Source organism: Micromonospora sp. WMMD956 (assembly GCF_029626125.1).
In the GTDB taxonomy this organism is placed as follows: Bacteria; Actinomycetota; Actinomycetes; order Mycobacteriales; family Micromonosporaceae; genus Micromonospora; species Micromonospora carbonacea.
Map to the genome: position 1 here is coordinate 1,111,451 of NZ_JARUBI010000005.1, position 15,335 is coordinate 1,126,785.

16 protein-coding genes are annotated in these 15,335 nt (G+C 74.8%); 5 read left to right on the forward strand and 11 right to left on the reverse strand.

Annotated elements, in window-relative coordinates; all coding sequences use genetic code 11:
* Positions 1-2 precede the first annotated feature (2 nt).
* The 6 genes from O7628_RS05135 to O7628_RS05160 all read right to left on the reverse strand — a co-directional run bounded on the left by O7628_RS05135 (position 3) and on the right by O7628_RS05160 (position 5,310).
* The gene (locus tag O7628_RS05135) at positions 3-389 is read right to left on the reverse strand and encodes a cytidine deaminase (RefSeq protein ID WP_278128733.1); all 387 of its coding nucleotides are present in this window, start codon (positions 387-389) and stop codon (positions 3-5) included.
* A complete protein-coding gene (locus O7628_RS05140; RefSeq protein WP_278136221.1) occupies positions 382-1,800 on the reverse strand; it encodes a hemolysin family protein in 1,419 nt (472 codons plus the stop codon). Before O7628_RS05140 ends, O7628_RS05135 begins: the two co-directional genes overlap by 8 nt.
* Complete coding sequence (gene ybeY / locus O7628_RS05145) at positions 1,776-2,249, reverse strand: rRNA maturation RNase YbeY (RefSeq protein ID WP_074474582.1); 474 nt, start codon at positions 2,247-2,249, stop codon at positions 1,776-1,778. Before ybeY ends, O7628_RS05140 begins: the two co-directional genes overlap by 25 nt.
* A gap of 9 nt (positions 2,250-2,258) precedes the next feature.
* Positions 2,259-3,323, reverse strand: a complete 1,065-nt coding sequence (locus tag O7628_RS05150; protein WP_074474581.1) for a PhoH family protein — start codon at positions 3,321-3,323, stop codon at positions 2,259-2,261.
* Between the two features lie 146 nt (positions 3,324-3,469).
* A complete protein-coding gene (locus O7628_RS05155) occupies positions 3,470-4,840 on the reverse strand; it encodes a serine hydrolase domain-containing protein (RefSeq protein WP_278128737.1) in 1,371 nt (456 codons plus the stop codon).
* A gap of 119 nt (positions 4,841-4,959) precedes the next feature.
* Entirely contained in the window at positions 4,960-5,310 is a 351-nt protein-coding gene (locus tag O7628_RS05160) for a histidine triad nucleotide-binding protein (protein ID WP_043966787.1), read from the reverse strand.
* 45 nt (positions 5,311-5,355) lie between these two features.
* On the opposite strand from O7628_RS05160, the gene O7628_RS05165 reads away from it, so the two are divergent.
* Complete coding sequence (locus O7628_RS05165) at positions 5,356-6,117, forward strand: SDR family oxidoreductase (RefSeq protein WP_278128741.1); 762 nt, start codon at positions 5,356-5,358, stop codon at positions 6,115-6,117.
* A 178-nt stretch (positions 6,118-6,295) separates the two neighbouring features.
* On the opposite strand, the gene O7628_RS05170 is transcribed toward O7628_RS05165, so the two are convergent.
* From O7628_RS05170 to hrcA, 3 genes are all read right to left on the reverse strand, one after another.
* Complete coding sequence (locus O7628_RS05170) at positions 6,296-7,030, reverse strand: 16S rRNA (uracil(1498)-N(3))-methyltransferase (protein WP_278128742.1); 735 nt, start codon at positions 7,028-7,030, stop codon at positions 6,296-6,298.
* 1 nt (position 7,031) lies between these two features.
* Positions 7,032-8,177, reverse strand: a complete 1,146-nt coding sequence (gene dnaJ, locus O7628_RS05175; RefSeq protein WP_176734858.1) for a molecular chaperone DnaJ — start codon at positions 8,175-8,177, stop codon at positions 7,032-7,034.
* Between the two features lie 73 nt (positions 8,178-8,250).
* Positions 8,251-9,273, reverse strand: coding sequence for a heat-inducible transcriptional repressor HrcA (gene hrcA / locus O7628_RS05180; RefSeq protein ID WP_278128743.1), 1,023 nt, complete (start codon positions 9,271-9,273; stop codon positions 8,251-8,253).
* A 297-nt stretch (positions 9,274-9,570) separates the two neighbouring features.
* Between hrcA and O7628_RS05185 the strand changes: the two genes are divergently transcribed.
* Complete coding sequence (locus O7628_RS05185) at positions 9,571-10,194, forward strand: DUF4870 domain-containing protein (RefSeq protein ID WP_178066097.1); 624 nt, start codon at positions 9,571-9,573, stop codon at positions 10,192-10,194.
* Between the two features lie 58 nt (positions 10,195-10,252).
* On the opposite strand, the gene hemW is transcribed toward O7628_RS05185, so the two are convergent.
* Complete coding sequence (hemW, locus tag O7628_RS05190) at positions 10,253-11,476, reverse strand: radical SAM family heme chaperone HemW (protein ID WP_278128745.1); 1,224 nt, start codon at positions 11,474-11,476, stop codon at positions 10,253-10,255.
* A gap of 19 nt (positions 11,477-11,495) precedes the next feature.
* Between hemW and O7628_RS05195 the strand changes: the two genes are divergently transcribed.
* From O7628_RS05195 to O7628_RS05205, 3 genes are all read left to right on the forward strand, one after another.
* Entirely contained in the window at positions 11,496-12,278 is a 783-nt protein-coding gene (locus O7628_RS05195) for an enoyl-CoA hydratase-related protein (RefSeq protein ID WP_278136222.1), read from the forward strand.
* A gap of 230 nt (positions 12,279-12,508) precedes the next feature.
* Positions 12,509-13,378, forward strand: a complete 870-nt coding sequence (locus O7628_RS05200) for a hypothetical protein (RefSeq protein WP_278136223.1) — start codon at positions 12,509-12,511, stop codon at positions 13,376-13,378.
* 222 nt (positions 13,379-13,600) lie between these two features.
* The gene (locus tag O7628_RS05205) at positions 13,601-14,503 is read left to right on the forward strand and encodes a phytanoyl-CoA dioxygenase family protein (protein ID WP_228986774.1); all 903 of its coding nucleotides are present in this window, start codon (positions 13,601-13,603) and stop codon (positions 14,501-14,503) included.
* Positions 14,504-14,662: 159 nt separating this feature from the next.
* Here O7628_RS05205 and O7628_RS05210 read toward each other — a convergent pair whose 3' ends face one another.
* Positions 14,663-15,307, reverse strand: a complete 645-nt coding sequence (locus tag O7628_RS05210; RefSeq protein ID WP_278128749.1) for an MOSC domain-containing protein — start codon at positions 15,305-15,307, stop codon at positions 14,663-14,665.
* Positions 15,308-15,335: the final 28 nt, after the last annotated feature.

Below are 15,335 nucleotides of genomic sequence, written 5' to 3' on the forward strand. Positions count from 1 at the left end.
GCTCACTCGACCACCGTGCCGAAGACGGCGCCGTCCGGCGCGGCCACGTGGATCGGCGCGTCGGCGGCGAGGTCACGGACGGCGGCGTGCCCCGCCCCATCCAGGGTCGACGCCTCGGTCACCACGACGGCGGCCTCCAGCCGGGTCGCCCCGGCCGCCACGGCGGAGGCCACCGCGAGCTGGAGGGCGGTGAGGGTCAGCGAGGGCAGCGACACGCTCGCCGCCGCGTACGTCCGGCCGTCCTGGTCGCGTACCGCGGCGCCCTCCACGGCGCCCACCCGGCCCCGGGCCCCCCGGGCGAGGATGACCAGCTTGCCGTCCTCGGCGCTCAGCTCGACCGGCGCGGACGGGGTGGGTAGCGCGGCGGGCGCGGCGGGTGACTCAGGCATCGGCGGGTTGCCTCTCCTCGGCTCGGTTCTGGGTGCCCCGGGCCTCGGCGGGCTCGCCGCGCCCGGGGGTGGTGTCGGGGTGGTCGGTCGGCTCGACCCGGCTCACCAGCACGGTGTCGATCCGGTTGCGCCGGCCCGTGGTGCCCTCGGCGACCAGGCGCAGCCCGGCCACCTCGGCCTCCGCGCCGGGGATCGGGACCCGGCCCAGGGCCTGGGCGAGCAGGCCGCCGACCGTCTCGACCTCGTCGGCGGGCAGCTCGACGTCGAACAGCTCGCCGAGGGTCTCGACGGGCAGCCGGGCGGTGACCCGCACCGCGCCGTCCGCCAGCCGCTCGACCGGCGGGCGTTCGACATCGTACTCGTCGGTGATCTCGCCGACGATCTCCTCCAGGATGTCCTCGATCGTGACGAGGCCGCCGGTGCCGCCGTACTCGTCGACGACGATGACCAGGTGGTTGCGCGCGGCCTGCATCTCCGACAGCAGGTCGTCGACCGGCTTGGACTCCGGGACGAACGTCGCCGGGCGCATCAGCTCCGACACCGGCAGCCGGGACGCCGCCGGGTCGCCGCCCTGGGTGCGGCGGATCAGGTCCTTGAGGTAGAGCACGCCGAGCACGTCGTCGACGCTCTCCCCGATCACCGGGATGCGGGAGAAGCCGGAGCGCAGGAACAGGGCGAGGGCCTGCGAGAGGGTCTTGCTCTCCTCGATCCACACCATCTCGGTGCGCGGCACCATCACCTCGCGGGCGATGGTGTCGCCGAGCGCGAACACCGAGTGGATCATCTGCCGCTCGCCGTGCTCGACGACGCCCCGCTGCTCGGCCAGGTCGACCAGCTCGCGCAGCTCCACCTGGGTGGCGAACGGCCCCTCCCGGAAGCCGCGCCCGGGGGTGACGGCGTTGCCGATCAGGATCAGCAGCGACGCCAGCGGGTTGAGCGCCCGGCCCAGCCAGCGCACCAGCGGCGCGACGGCCCGGCCGACCGCGTACGCGTGCTGCCGGCCGAGGGTGCGCGGCCCGACCCCGACCACCACGAAGCTGATCACGGTCATCGCGCCGGCGGTGACCAGCGCCGCCCGCCAGCCCGCGCCGAACGTGTCGACCGCCACCAGCGCCACCAGCGTGGTGGCGGTCAGCTCGGCCAGCAGCCGCAACAGCAGCAGCAGGTTGAGGTGGCGGACCACGTCACCGGCGACGGCCTGGAGCGTGCGCGCGCCCCGGGCCCCGTCGCGGGCCAGCTCGGCCGCGCGGGCCGGTGACACGGCGGCCAGCGCCGCCTCGGTCATCGCGATCAGGCCGGCGAGCACCACCAGCCCGGCCGCGAAGACGAGTAGTTGCAGGTCGGGCAGGCCGGCGGCCGCGCCGGCAGCCGACACCTGGAGGGGCATCACGCGGACCGGGTCGACCGCCAGCTGGCCAGCAGCCGGGCCTGGAGCTCGAACATCTCCCGCTCCTCCTCCGGCTCGGCGTGGTCGTAACCGAGCAGGTGCAGCACCCCGTGCACGGTGAGCAGGTGCAGCTCGTCGGCCGAGGAGTGGCCGGCCGTCGCGGCCTGCTTGGCCGCCACCTCCGGGCAGAGCACGATGTCGCCCAGCAGCGCCGGCTCGCCGCCGGCCGCGCTGGACTCGCCCGGCCCGTGGTCGACGCTGCCCTCGTCCATGGGGAAGGCGAGCACGTCGGTCGGGCCGTCGCCGCCCATCCAGCGGTGGTTCAGCTCGGTCATGTAGTCGATGTCGACCAGCAGCACGGACAGCTCGGCGAGGGGGTTGACCCCCATCTCGTCGAGGGCGTGCCGGGCGACGGCGAGCACGGCGTCGGTGTCGACGTCGACACCGGACTCGTTGGCGATCTCGATGGACAACTGGGTTCCCTAGGTCTGACGGCGCCGGCCGGCCCGGCCGCCCTGGGCGGTGCGCCCCGGCACGGCGTGCACGCCCTGCGCCTGCTGGTTCTCCCGCTCGGCGTCCCAGCGGGCGTACGCGTCGACGATCTCCCCGACCAGCCGGTGCCGCACCACGTCGGAGCTGGACAACTGCGCGAAGTGCACGTCCTCCACGTTCTCCAGGATCTCCCGGACCACCCGCAGGCCGCTGGTCGTCCCGCCCGGAAGGTCCACCTGGGTGACGTCGCCGGTGACCACGATCTTGGAACCGAAGCCGAGCCGGGTGAGGAACATCTTCATCTGCTCGGGCGTGGTGTTCTGCGCCTCGTCGAGAATGATGAACGCATCATTCAAGGTACGCCCCCTCATGTATGCCAGGGGCGCGACCTCGATCGTCCCGGCCGCCATGAGCTTCGGGATCGTCTCCGGGTCGAGCATGTCGTGCAGCGCGTCGTAGAGCGGGCGCAGGTAGGGGTCGATCTTCTCGTTGAGCGTGCCGGGCAGGAAGCCCAGCCGCTCCCCCGCCTCGACCGCCGGCCGGGTCAGGATGATCCGGTTGACCTGCTTGGCCTGGAGCGCCTGGACGGCCTTCGCCATCGCCAGGTAGGTCTTGCCGGTGCCGGCGGGGCCGATGCCGAAGACGATGGTGTGCGCGTCGATCGCGTCGACGTATTTCTTCTGCCCGAGCGTCTTGGGGCGGATGGTGCGCCCGCGCCGGGAGAGGATGTTGAGCGTCAGGACCTCGGCGGGCCGCTCGGTGCCGCCCTGTTCCAGCATCCCGACGGTGCGCCGCACGGCGTCAGTGGTCAGGGTCTCGCCTTTCTCGATCAGTTCGAGCAGCTCGCTGAAGAGGCGCTCGGCGATGGCGTTGTCCGCCGGGGCACCGGTGATGGTGATCTCGTTGCCGCGGACGTGCACGTCGCTGTCGACCGAACGCTCGACGAGTCGCAGGATCTCGTCGCCCGCGCCCAGCAGGTTGACCATGATCTTCGAGTCGGGGACGGTGATCCTGGTCTGCACCCGGGGCGGGCCGGGAGGTGGGGTGCCGGTCATGGGTCGGGCCGAGGGGCCCTGCGCACCTGCTCTCGATCTCGGCGCCGGGCCCTGCTGGCGCGGCGGTCGGACGTTACCCCCCATCGTAACGTTTCCCGCCCGGCGGCACCTCGCCCATTTCCCCCGGCCGGCGGCGGGGGCGGGAGTCAGCGCCGGAAGTCGTACCCGTCGAAGGTCTCCTGGCCCCGGGTGAAGCGGTAGGTCGCCCAGTGCAGCCGGACCACCGCCCCGGTCGCGTCCCGGGTCAGCCGCAGCAGCTCGCCGGTCTCCCGCCCGGAGACGGTGCGGAACACGTCGGGCCGGTCCGGCAGCGGGGCGAAGACCGCCGGGGGCTTGCCGGCCGGGTCGTCGGCGCCCCGGGCCCGCAGGGTGCCGTCGTGCCAGGTGAAGACGTACGCGAAGCCCTCGCCCCACCAGTGGCCCAGCATGCCGCGCAGGTGCGGCGGGGCCGGTGGGCCCGGCCGCCACGGCACGACGTCGACCGGGTCGTGCTCGACGGCGGCGGCGAGCAGCCGGTGCGGCAGGTCGATCACGTCCACGCCGGTCCCGGACGAGCCGAGCACCGCCGCGCCCATCGCGCCGGGGGTGCCGTCGCCGCCCCGGCGGCCGTAGACGGCGGCGAGGAAGCCGGGCATCGCCCCGTCGTGGCCGACGTGCACCACCCGGTCGCCCTGCGGCAGCAGGATCAGCCCCAGCCCGAAGCCGGCGCCCCAGGACGTCTCGTCGGTGACGGTCAGCGGCCAGCGCATCTCGTCGAGCGTCGCCGGGGCGAGCACCGCGCCGGTGGGGTCGAGCGCCGCCGGGTCGGCCAGGAACGCCGCCCAGCGGGCCATGTCGGCGGCGGTGCTCCAGAGCTGGGCGGCCGGGCCGACCGCGCCGAAGTCGGTCGGCGGCTCCGGGTGCGCCTCGTCGGAGTACGCGTCGACGAGGAACCCGGTGGCCGCCGCCGGGCCCGGCCGGTCGGTGGTGGCGGTCAGGGCGAGCGGGTCGAGCACCCGGTCGGCGAGCACCTCGGCCCAGGTGCCGCCGCGCAGCCGGGCGACGAGCTGGCCGAGCACCGCCAGGCCCAGGTTGGAGTAGTGGAAGCGGCGGGCCGGCGGCAGGACCCGCTCGGCGCGCGCCAGGTCGGCCAGCAGATCGTCCGCCCCGGGGGCGCGCAGGGTGTCCCAGACGTCGCCGTGCGGCTCCCGTTGCAGGCCGGCGGTGTGCGACAGCAGCCGGCGCACGGTCAGCTCGCCGTGCGCGGGCACGTCGAGGTGCGCGCCGACGGGGTCGTCGAGGTCGAGCAGGCCGGCGTCGCGGCACTGCATGACCAGCACGGCGGTGAACGTCTTGGTGACCGAGCCGATCCGGAACAGCGTCTGCGGGCCGAGCGCGGTGTCGTTGCCGGTGCCGCCGGCCTCGCAGGTCCAGAGCGGGCGGTCCGCCCGGTGCAGGGCCGCGGCGACCGCCGGCACCCGCCCCTCGGCCTGGACCCGCCGCACCATCCGCCCGAGCCGCTCGCCGATTCCACCCACGCCCGCAGTGTAAGGAGGGGCCCCTTGTTAACGCATTCTGCATAGGAAGGGCCCCTTCCTAACACCTCGGCGCGGGGCGCGTCCGCGACGGACGCGCCCGCACGGACGCGCCCGCTCCCTCAGCGGCAGAGCATCGGGCCCAACGGCGCGCCGCCGAGCACGTGGGCGTGCACGTGGAAGACCTCCTGGCCGCCGTACGCCCCGGTGTTGAACATCAGCCGGAAGCCGTCGCCGAGCAGCCCCTCGTCCTCGGCCACGGCGGCGGCCGTGGCCAGCAGCTCGCCGGCGAGCGCCGGGTCGCCCTGGCCGAGGGTCGCCACGTCGGCGTAGTGCTCCTTGGGGATGACCAGCACGTGCACCGGGGCCTTCGGGTCGATGTCGCGGAAGGCGAGGGTGGTGGCGGTCTCCCGGACGACGGTGGCCGGGATCTCCCCGGCGACGATGCGGCAGAACAGGCAGTCGGATCCCATCGGGGCATGGTAAGTGGTGCCGGGCGGCTGGGGCATGATGGCCGCGTGACTTCACGGGCGGTGCTGGTGACGGGGGCCTCGCGGGGCATCGGGCGCGCGGTGGCGACGCGGTTCGCGGCCGGCGGGGACCGGGTGGCGATCCACCACCGGGGCTCCGGGGAGCTGGCCGAGCGGCTGCGCGCGGAGCTGCCGGGCGACGGTCACGTCGTGGTCCGCGCGGACCTGGCCGACCCCGAGGCGGTACGGGTGATGGTCGACGACGCGGCGGCCCGCCTCGGCGGGCTCGACGTGCTGGTCAACAACGCCGGGGTGTACGGCGAGCGGAACGCGCCGCACCCGGTGTTCGGCGCGTCCTACGCCGACTGGCAGCGGCGCTGGCGGCTGGTGCTGGAGACCAACCTGACGGGCGCGGCCAACGTGACCTGGTGCGCGGCCCAGCACATGCGGGGGCGGGGCGGCCGGGTCGTCAACGTGTCGTCGCGGGGCGCGTTCCGGGGCGAGCCGGAGCAGCCGGCGTACGGGGCGAGCAAGGCGGGGCTCAACGCGCTCGGCCAGTCCCTCGCGGTGGCGCTGGCCCCGTACGGCATCGCGGTCGCGACGGTGGCCCCCGGCTTCGTGGAGACGGACATGACCACGGAGCACCTCGCCGGCGAGAGCGGCGCGGCGATCCGGGCGCAGAGCCCGTTCGGCCGGGTGGCCCGCCCGGAGGAGATCGCGGCGGCGGTCCACTGGCTCGCGTCGGCGGAGGCGGAGTGGGCCTCCGGCACGGTCGTCGACCTCAACGGCGCGTCCTACCTGCGCACCTGACCCGGCCGGGGTTCACCAGCGGGACAGGCGGGTCACCGACAGGACAGGCGGGTCACCAGCGGGACAGGCAGGTCACCGACAGGACAGGCGGACCGCCGGCGGGACAGGCAGGTCACCGACAGGACAGGCGGACCGCCGGCGGGACAGACGGGTCACCGACAGGACAGGCGGGTCACGGTCACCAGCGGGACAGGCGGGTCGCCAGGACGCAGAGGGCGGCGACGCCCGCCGTGGAGGTGCGCAGCACGTGCGGGCCGAGGCGCACCGGGCGGGCGCCGGCCTGAGTGAACGCGGTCACCTCCGCGTCGGTGATGCCGCCCTCCGGGCCGACGACCAGCACGATCTCGCCCGCGGCGGGCAGCGCGGCGGCGGTCAGCGGCTCCTGCGCCTCCTCGTGCAGGACGAACGCGGCGGCGGCCCCCGCGATCCGGCGGGCCACCGTGGCCGTGGACTCGTCGGGGGCGCCGGCCACCACGGGCAGCCATGCCCGACGGGCCTGCTTCGCCGCCTCCCGGGCGGTCGCCGCCCACTTCTCCCGGGCCCGTACGCCCCGGTCGCCGCGCCACTGCGCCACCGAGCGGGCCGCCGCCCAGGGCACAATCTCGTCGACCCCGACCTCGGTCATCGCCTGCACGGCCAACTCGCCCCGGTCGCCCTTGGCGATGCCCTGCGCCACGACGAGCCGGGGGACGGGCGCGTCGACGTGCCCCCGGGCGGTGACCCGCAGGTCGAGGGCGCCCCTGCCGACGGCGGTGACCACGGCGGTGGCCGTGCCGCCCCGGCCGTCGGCCAGCAGCAGCTCCTCGCCGGCGCGCAGCCGCTGCACGGTGGCCGCGTGGTGCCCCTCCGGGCCGCCGAGGGTCAGCGAGTCGCCGGTGGGCAGCGCGTCGACCAGGAACAGCGGCGCCGACACCTCAGGCGTGCCCGTTGAAGGCGTCGCGCATCCGGGAGAAGAAGCCACCCTGCTTGCTCAGCTCGGCGACCTCCTCGCCCCGGGTCTTGGCGAAGTCGCGCAGCATCTTCTCCTGGTCGGCGTCGAGCTTGGTCGGGGTGCGCACGTCGAGGTGGACGTAGAGGTCGCCCCGGCCGGTGCCGCGCAGGTGCGGCACGCCCCGGGCGCGCAGCCGCAGGGTGCTGCCCGGCTGGGTGCCGGCCTTGACGTCGACCGTCTCCTCGCTGTCGAGGGTCTTGATGGTCAGCCGGGTGCCGAGCGCGGCGGCGGTCATCGGGACGGTGACCCGGCAGTGCAGGTCGTCGCCCTTGCGGGAGTAGACGTCGTGCGGGCGCTCGTGGATCTCGACGTAGAGGTCGCCGGCGGTGCCGCCGCCCGGGCCGACCTCGCCCTGCTGGGCGAGCCGGATGCGCATGCCGTCCTCGACCCCGGCGGGGATCTTGACGGTCAGCGAGCGGCGGGTGCGCACCCGACCGTCGCCGGTGCAGGTCGGGCAGGGGTGCGGGATGGTGGTGCCGTAGCCCTGGCAGACCGTGCACGGCCGGGCGGAGACCACCTGGCCGAGGAAGGTGCGCTGCACCGACTGGACCTCGCCCCGGCCGCCGCACGCCTCGCAGGTGGCCAGGTGGGTGCCGGCCGCCGTGCCCGCCCCGGAGCAGGTGGTGCAGAGCACCGCCGTGTCGACGGTGATGGGTGCCTCGACACCGAACGCCGTCTCGTGCAGGTCCAGCTCCAGGCGCAGGATCGCGTCCGCGCCGGGGCGGGTGCGCGGGCGCGGGCCCCGGGAGCCGCCGGCCGCGCCGCCGAAGAAGGCGTCCATGATGTCCTGGAAGCCGACGAACGGGCCGGCCCCGCCGGGCCCGCCCGGGCCGCCCATGCCACCGCCGCCGGGGGCGAGGGGGTCGCCGCCGAGGTCGACGATCTGCCGTTTCCGGTCGTCCGAGAGGACCTCGTACGCGGCGTTGATGTCCTTGAACTTCTCCTGTGCCTCCGGGTCCGGATTGACGTCCGGGTGGAACTGCCGCGCCAGCTTGCGGTAGGCGCGCTTGATCTCGTCGTCGGAGGCCTCCCGGCTCACGCCGAGGATGCCGTAGTAGTCCCTGGCCACTGCGTCCCGTGTCCTCATGTTCTTGTCGCGTTGCGCCGGTCGTCGGCCGGAGCCGGCCGTCGGCCCTGACTGGTCAGTTCTGGGCCAGCAGCTCGCCCACGTAGCGTGCCACGGCCCGCACCGTGGCGATGGTGCCGGGGTAGTCCATCCGGGTGGGGCCGACCACGCCCAGTCCACCGAGCGCGGTCGCCCCCGGGCCGTAGCCGGTGCTGACCACCGAGGCGGCCCGCAGGTTGTCGATCTCGTTCTCGTCGCCGATCAGCACGCGGGTGGTGGTCGACTCGGCCTCGCCGATGAGCTTGAGCATCACCACCTCCTCCTCCAGCGCCTCCAGGATGGGCCGCAGGGACCCCTGGAAGTCGAGCAGGCCGCCCCGGGTCAGGTTGGCGGTGCCGGCCAGCGCGATGCGCTCCTCGTGCCGCTCGACCAGCGTCTCCAGCAGGACGGTGGAGAGCGTGGTCATGGTGCCGCGCAGGTGCGGGGTCGACTCCTCGACCAGCGCCTGCACCAACGGCGGGGTTTCCGACAGCCGGCTGCCGACGAGCTTCTCGTTGACCAGCCGGCGCAGGTCGGTGACGTCGTCGGCGGCCACCGGCGCGGGCAGCTCGACCAGCCGCTGCTCGACCCGGCCCGTGTCGGCGATCATCACCAGCATCAGCCGGGTGGTGGAGATCGGCACCAGCTCCAGGTGCCGCACCGACGAGCGGGCCAGCGAGGGATACTGCACCACGGCGACCTGCCGGGTGAGCTGCGCCAGCAGCCGCACCGTGCGGTGCACCACGTCGTCGAGGTCGACCGCGCCGACCAGGAAGCGCTCGATCGCCCGGCGCTCGGCCGGGCTGAGCGGCTTGACCCGGGACAGCCGGTCGACGAAGAGGCGGTAGCCCCGGTCGGTGGGTACCCGGCCGGCGCTGGTGTGCGGCTGCCGGATGTAGCCCTCCTCCTCCAGCACCGCCATGTCGTTGCGGACCGTCGCGGGGGAGACGCCGAGCTGGTGCCGCTCGACCAGCGCCTTGCTGCCGACCGGCTCCTGGGTGGCGACGTAGTCCTCGACGATCGCGCGGAGCACGGCGAGCTTGCGGTCGTCCAGACCCACCCTGCCACCTCCTGTCGCACGTCGGGCCCGGCGGCGCGGCGGCACCGCAGGTCGGCGCTCCGCCGGCGCGTCGACGCCTGGCACTCGACTGTAACGAGTGCCAGTCTACGTCGGCTGCCCCGTCCTGGGTAAGATCAACGACGGACCGTGGGTGCGGTGGCCGCCGCGCGGGCGCGGGCCGACCGGTCGACGGCCGCCCGGCGCGGGCCGTCACCTGCGCACGCGGGCCGAAGATCCGCTCCGCCGAGCTGGTGTCGCACTGGTGCCGACTTGCCCGCAACCCCTACCGTGACGTGCATGACTGAACCACCTCGCCCTCCCGGATCGGGCGACCCCGGCGGCTACCCGCCGGAGCCGAACCCGTCGGCACCGTACGGCTCGCCGGGGCACGAGCCCACCGCACCACTGTCCGGCGCGCCCGGGGCGGGCGGCTATCCCCCGCCCGGTGGCTATCCGCCGCCCACCGGCGACCAGCCGCCGTCGGCCGGCTACCCGCCGCCCGGGGCGGGCGGCTTCCCCCCGCCCGGTGGCGGCTACCCGACCGGCGGCGCGTACGGCCCGCCCTCCGGCGGCTACGCCAACAACGAGGACAAGACCTGGGTCCTGGTGGCCCACTTCGGCGGCGCGGCGGGGATGTTCCTCGGCGGCGGCGTGCTCGGCTGGCTCGCGCCGCTGATCGCCCTGCTCGCCCGGGGCAACCAGTCACCGACGGTCCGCGCGCACGCGGTGGCGGCGCTGAACTTCCAGCTCCTCTGGTCGGTCATCGCCCTGATCGGCTGGATCCTCACCTGCATCCTGGTGGGGCTCCTGATCGGGTTCGGCGCGATGATCGTGGGCATCATCTTCGGCATCGTCGCCGGCATCAAGGCGAACGAGGGCAGCCCCTACCGCTACCCGATGACCGTCAACCTGATCAAGTGACCCCGCTGGTCACGTGACCCCGACCGGCCGCTCCCCCGGCCGGTCGGGGCCACCCCCGTCAGGGCAGCAGGTCGCGCACGACCGCGTCGGCCAGCAGCCGGCCGCGCAGCGTGAGCACCGCCCGGCCCGCCGCGTGCCCGGCCGGGTCGAGCAGGCCGTCGGCCAACGCCCGCCGGGCCGCGGCCCGGCCCGCATCGTCCAGCACGGCCAGGGGCAGCCCCGAGGCGAGCCGCAGCCGCAGCATCACGTCCTCCGTGTGGGCCTCGTCGGGCGTGAGCACCTCCCGGGCCAGGCCGGGCGACTCCCCCGCCGCGAGGCGCTTCGCGTACGCGGCCGGGTGCTTGACGTTCCACCAGCGCACCCCGCCGACGTGGCTGTGCGCCCCCGGCCCGAGGCCCCACCAGTCGCCGCCGGTCCAGTAGAGCAGGTTGTGCCGGCACCGGCCGGCCGGCGTGCGGGCCCAGTTGGACACCTCGTACCAGGAGAAGCCGGCCGCGTCGAGGGCCGCCTCCGCGGCCAGGTAGCGGTCCGCCGCCACGTCGTCGGAGGGGTACGGCAGCTCGCCGCGCCGCATCCGCGCGGCCAACCGGGTGCCGTCCTCCACGATCAGGGCGTACGCGCTGACGTGGTCCACCCCGCCGGCCACCACCTGCGCCAGGGACGCGGCGAAGTCGTCGGCGCTCTCTCCCGGCGTACCGTAGATCAGGTCGAGGTTGACGTGGTCGAACCCGGCGTCGCGGGCCTCCCGGGCGGCCTCGGTGGCCCGGCCGGCGCGGTGCCGGCGGTCGAGGATCGCCAGCACCCCCGGCGCGGCCGACTGCATGCCCAGCGAGATCCGGGTGTACCCGGCGGCCCGCAGGGTCTTCAGCGACTCCGGCGTCACCGACTCGGGGTTGGCCTCGGTGGTCACCTCCGCGTCGGCGGCCAGCCCCCAGGCGCGGTCGATGCCGTCGAGGATGCGGGCCAGGTCGTCGGCGGGCAGCAGGGTGGGCGTGCCGCCGCCGACGAACACGGTGTCGACCCGGGGCGGCGGGGCGTCGCCGAGCACCCGGGCGGCCAGCGCCAGCTCGGCGAGCACCGTGTCGGCGTACGCCTCGCGGCTCGCCCCGCCGCCCAGCTCGTCGGCGGTGTAGGTGTTGAAGTCGCAGTAGCCGCAGCGGCTGGCGCAGAACGGCACGTGCACGTACACGCCGAAGCCGCGCGCGCCGACGGCGCGGGTCGCGGTGGTGGGCAGCGAGCCGTCGGCCGGGACGGGCTCGCCTTCTGGAAGGACGCCGGGCATGGCCACTAGTGTGCCCGGCATGACCTCCACCGCCGCGCTCGTGCGGGTCGCCACGGCCCGTGGGGTGACCACCCTCACCCTGGACAGCCCGCACAACCGCAACGCGCTCTCCACGCCGCTGATGACCGAGCTGCTGGCCGGGCTGGCCGCCGCCGTGGCCGACGACGCGGTCCGGGTGGTGGTGCTCGACCACGCCGGCCCCGTCTTCTGCTCCGGCGCGGACCTGAAGGAGACCGCCGCCGCGTACGCCAGCGGGACGGTCCCGGCCGGGATGCTCGGCGAGGTGCTCGCGGCGGTCTGGGAGTGCCCGAAGCCGGTGGTGGCCCGCGTGGCCGGGCCGGCGCGGGCCGGCGGGCTGGGCCTGATCGCGGCGGCCGACCTGGCGATCTGCGCGCAGGAGGCGACGTTCGCGTTCACCGAGGTGCGGATCGGGGTGATCCCGGCGGTGATCTCGGCGACCGTGCTGCCCCGGCTGACGCCCCGGGCCGCCGCCGAGCTGTACCTCACCGGCGACACTTTCGACGGGCGGCGGGCCGCCGAGATCGGCCTGGTCAGCACGGCGGTGCCGGCGGACGCGTTGGACGCGGCGGTGGCACGGGCCTGCGCCTCGCTGGTGCGGGGCGCGCCGAACGCGCTGGCCGGGGCGAAGGAGCTGCTGCGCCGCCCCCCGGCGGCCGACCTGCGGGCCGGGGTCGCCGAGCTGGCCGCCCTGTCGACCGGGTTCTTCCTCTCCGACGAGGGGCGCGAGGGCGTGCTGGCGTTCCGGGAGAAGCGCGACGCGAGCTGGGTGCCGACTGACTGACCGGCCCCGGGCCGGCTGACGGTTCCCTTGCCGCCTGACGGTTTCCGGGCCGCTTGGCGGTGTCCGGGCCGGCCGGCCGACTGGCTGGCGGTTTCCGGGCCGGAGCACCGGGAAGGCGGACACGCATCGCGGCCGACCCGCCACGGAACGGAGCGAACCGGTCGGACGGGCCGGACGGGCCGGACGGCGGCGGCGGGGACGTACTCTTGGCGGACGCCGTCGAACAGGGGGTGCGGGTGCGAAGTCGGGCAGTCGTCGCGACCGGTGTCGTCGTCGCCGTGATCGCCGCGGTGGGGATCTGGCTCGTCGTCCGCCAGGCCGGCGGGCAGCTACGCCTGCCGCTGTCCCTGGCCAGCCGCACCTGCACGGTGCAGGCCGACGGCCAGGTGCGGCTGGACGCCGACCAGATGGCCAACGCCGCCACGATCGCCGCCATCGGCGTGCAGCGGAAGATGCCCGAGCGGGCGGTGGTGGTCGCCCTCGCCACGGCCTACCAGGAGTCCGGGCTGCGCAACCTCTCCGGCGGCGACCGGGACTCGCTGGGCCTGTTCCAGCAGCGGCCGAGCCAGGGCTGGGGCACCGAGGCGCAGATCGCCGACCCCCGGTACTCGACCAGGAAGTTCTACGCCGCCCTCAAGCGGGTACGCGGCTGGGAGAAGATGCGGGTCACCGACGCGGCGCAGAAGGTGCAGCGCTCGGCGTTCCCCGAGGCGTACCAGAAGTGGGCGGACGAGTCGGAGGTGCTGACCCGGGCGTTGCTCGGCGAGGCGACCGGCGCGGTGGCCTGCACGGTCGGCGCGACGCCGGTGATGCGGGGCGCGGCGGCCGCCGCCGCGCTGACCCGGGGCCTGAGCCTGGACTGGGGGCTGCCGGAGGCGGCGTCCCCGGCCGAGCTGACCGGCCTCGCGGTGCCGGCCGACGACCGGCGCGACGGCTGGCGGTACGCGCACTGGCTGGTCTCGCACGCCTCCGACCACGGGGTGAAGCGGGTGCGCTTCGCCGGCCTGGAGTGGACGGCGAAGGCCGGCACCTGGGGCCGGGTGGGCGACGCGACGGAGAACGACGGCGAGGTGCTCGCCGAGGTCTTCGCCGACGCCTGAGCGGTCGCGATTCTCCACACCGACGGTTACCGCACAATCCTCCATATCCGGCGAAAGCCGCCGAACAAGCGCCCATTCTCACTCTCCGCACCCAACCGGGTGCCAACGGTCCGAGCACTCCCCCACACCGTCGGGCGCGCTCCGCACCCCCCTGAAGGGGCGCAGTAGCATCGGCGTCCTGTGCCAGAAATGGTTTCACCTCATGGGGAGGGGTACTACGCGGTGTTCGATTACGACGGCCGGACCGGCTACGAACCGATCAGCGACACCGACCGCAAGGAGTTCCACGAGCAGGGCTTCCTCCTGCTGCGGAACGTGCTGACGGAGGACCACCGGGCCGCCCTGGAGGAGGCCGTCGACCGCGTGTACGCGGAGGAGAAGGCCAAGGGCAACACCACCAAGGACGGCACCCTGCACCTGCTGGGCTTCCTGGAGCGCGACGAGCTCTTCGGCCAGCTGCTGACCCACCCGATCGCCTTCCCGTACATGTGGGGCCTGGCCGGGTGGAACATCTACACCCACCACAACCACCTCGACGTCACCCCGCCGGCCCTGGAGCCGGAGAAGCCGTACTGGGGGTGGCACCAGGACGGCTACCGGCAGAACTCCGACCCGGAGACGATGGACCCGAACCTGCCCCGGCCGATGTTCTCGCTGAAGGTGGCGTACGTGCTCTCCGACCTGTCGGAGACCGGCCGCGGCGCGACCAAGGTGATCCCGGGCAGCCACCTGTGGAACTCGCTGCCCCGCCCGGCGGACCTGACGGTGCACAACCCGGACCCGGAGGGCACGGTGGAGATCACCGCCAACCCGGGCGACGCCTTCATCTTCGACCGCCGCCAGTGGCACTCCCGGTCGACGAACCTGTCGAACATCACCCGCAAGATGCTCTTCGTCGGCTACACCTACCGGTGGATCCGCCCGCTGGACGAGCTGCACATCGACACCGACGGCGAGTGGTGGGCCAACCGCACGCCGGTGCAGCGCCAGCTCTGCGGCGAGGGCACCCACACCGCCAACTACTGGGGCATCAACTGGAACGGGTACATCGACGACGAGATCCCGCTGCGCAAGGAGCTCAAGGAGCGCGGCCTGCTCGACCGCAGCATCCCCTGGCTCCGCTGACGGTGTAAGGAAGGGCCCCCTGTTAACGCATTCCGCATAGCAGGGGGCCCTTGTTAACGCCTGGGCACGGCGAGCGTGCCCGGGCACGGCGGTCGGCGGCGGGGCGGGCGCGGCGGCGATCGGCGCTCGGGCGCGGCGCCCCTGGGGCCGCCGGGGCCCTCAGGCGTCGGGCGTGGCGAGCCTGCGTTCGACCTTCCGCCGCAGCGACTCGGGCAGCTCGGGCACGTCGAGCAGCCGGGGCAGCAGCTCCGGTTCGAGCGTGGTCGCCCGGAACACCTCGCCGACGGTCACGCCGTGCTCCGGCCGCTCCACCACCTCCACCGGGTCGCCCGCGCCGACCTCGCCCTCCCGCAGCACCCGCAGGTACGCCCCGGGGGCGGCGCGCGCCGTGAACCGCTTGATCAGATCCGGCACGCCCCAGAACCCGGCGAACGTCCGGCACGGCGTGCGCGGCTTGGTCACCTCCAGCAGGGCCGACCCGACCTGCCACCGCTCGCCGACGACCGCGCCGGTCACGTCCACCGCGTACGTCGTCAGGTTCTCGCCGAAGGCCCCCGGCGGGATGTCGCGGCCCAGCTCGACCGCCCACCACGCGGCGTCCTCCTCGGCGTACGCGTAGACCGTCTGGTCGGGCCCGCCGTGGTGCGCCCGCTCGCCGATGAAGTCGCCGGCCACCCCGTCGACGCGCAGCAGCACCGGCCCGTCCGCAGGCCGCTTGTCGATGCCGCTGCGGCCGCTCGCGTCGCCCGCCCACTCCGCCTCGGTCGCCGCGCCGAGGTTCACCGTCACCAGCCTGCCCGTCATGGCGACAGCCTACGGCGGCATCGCGGCC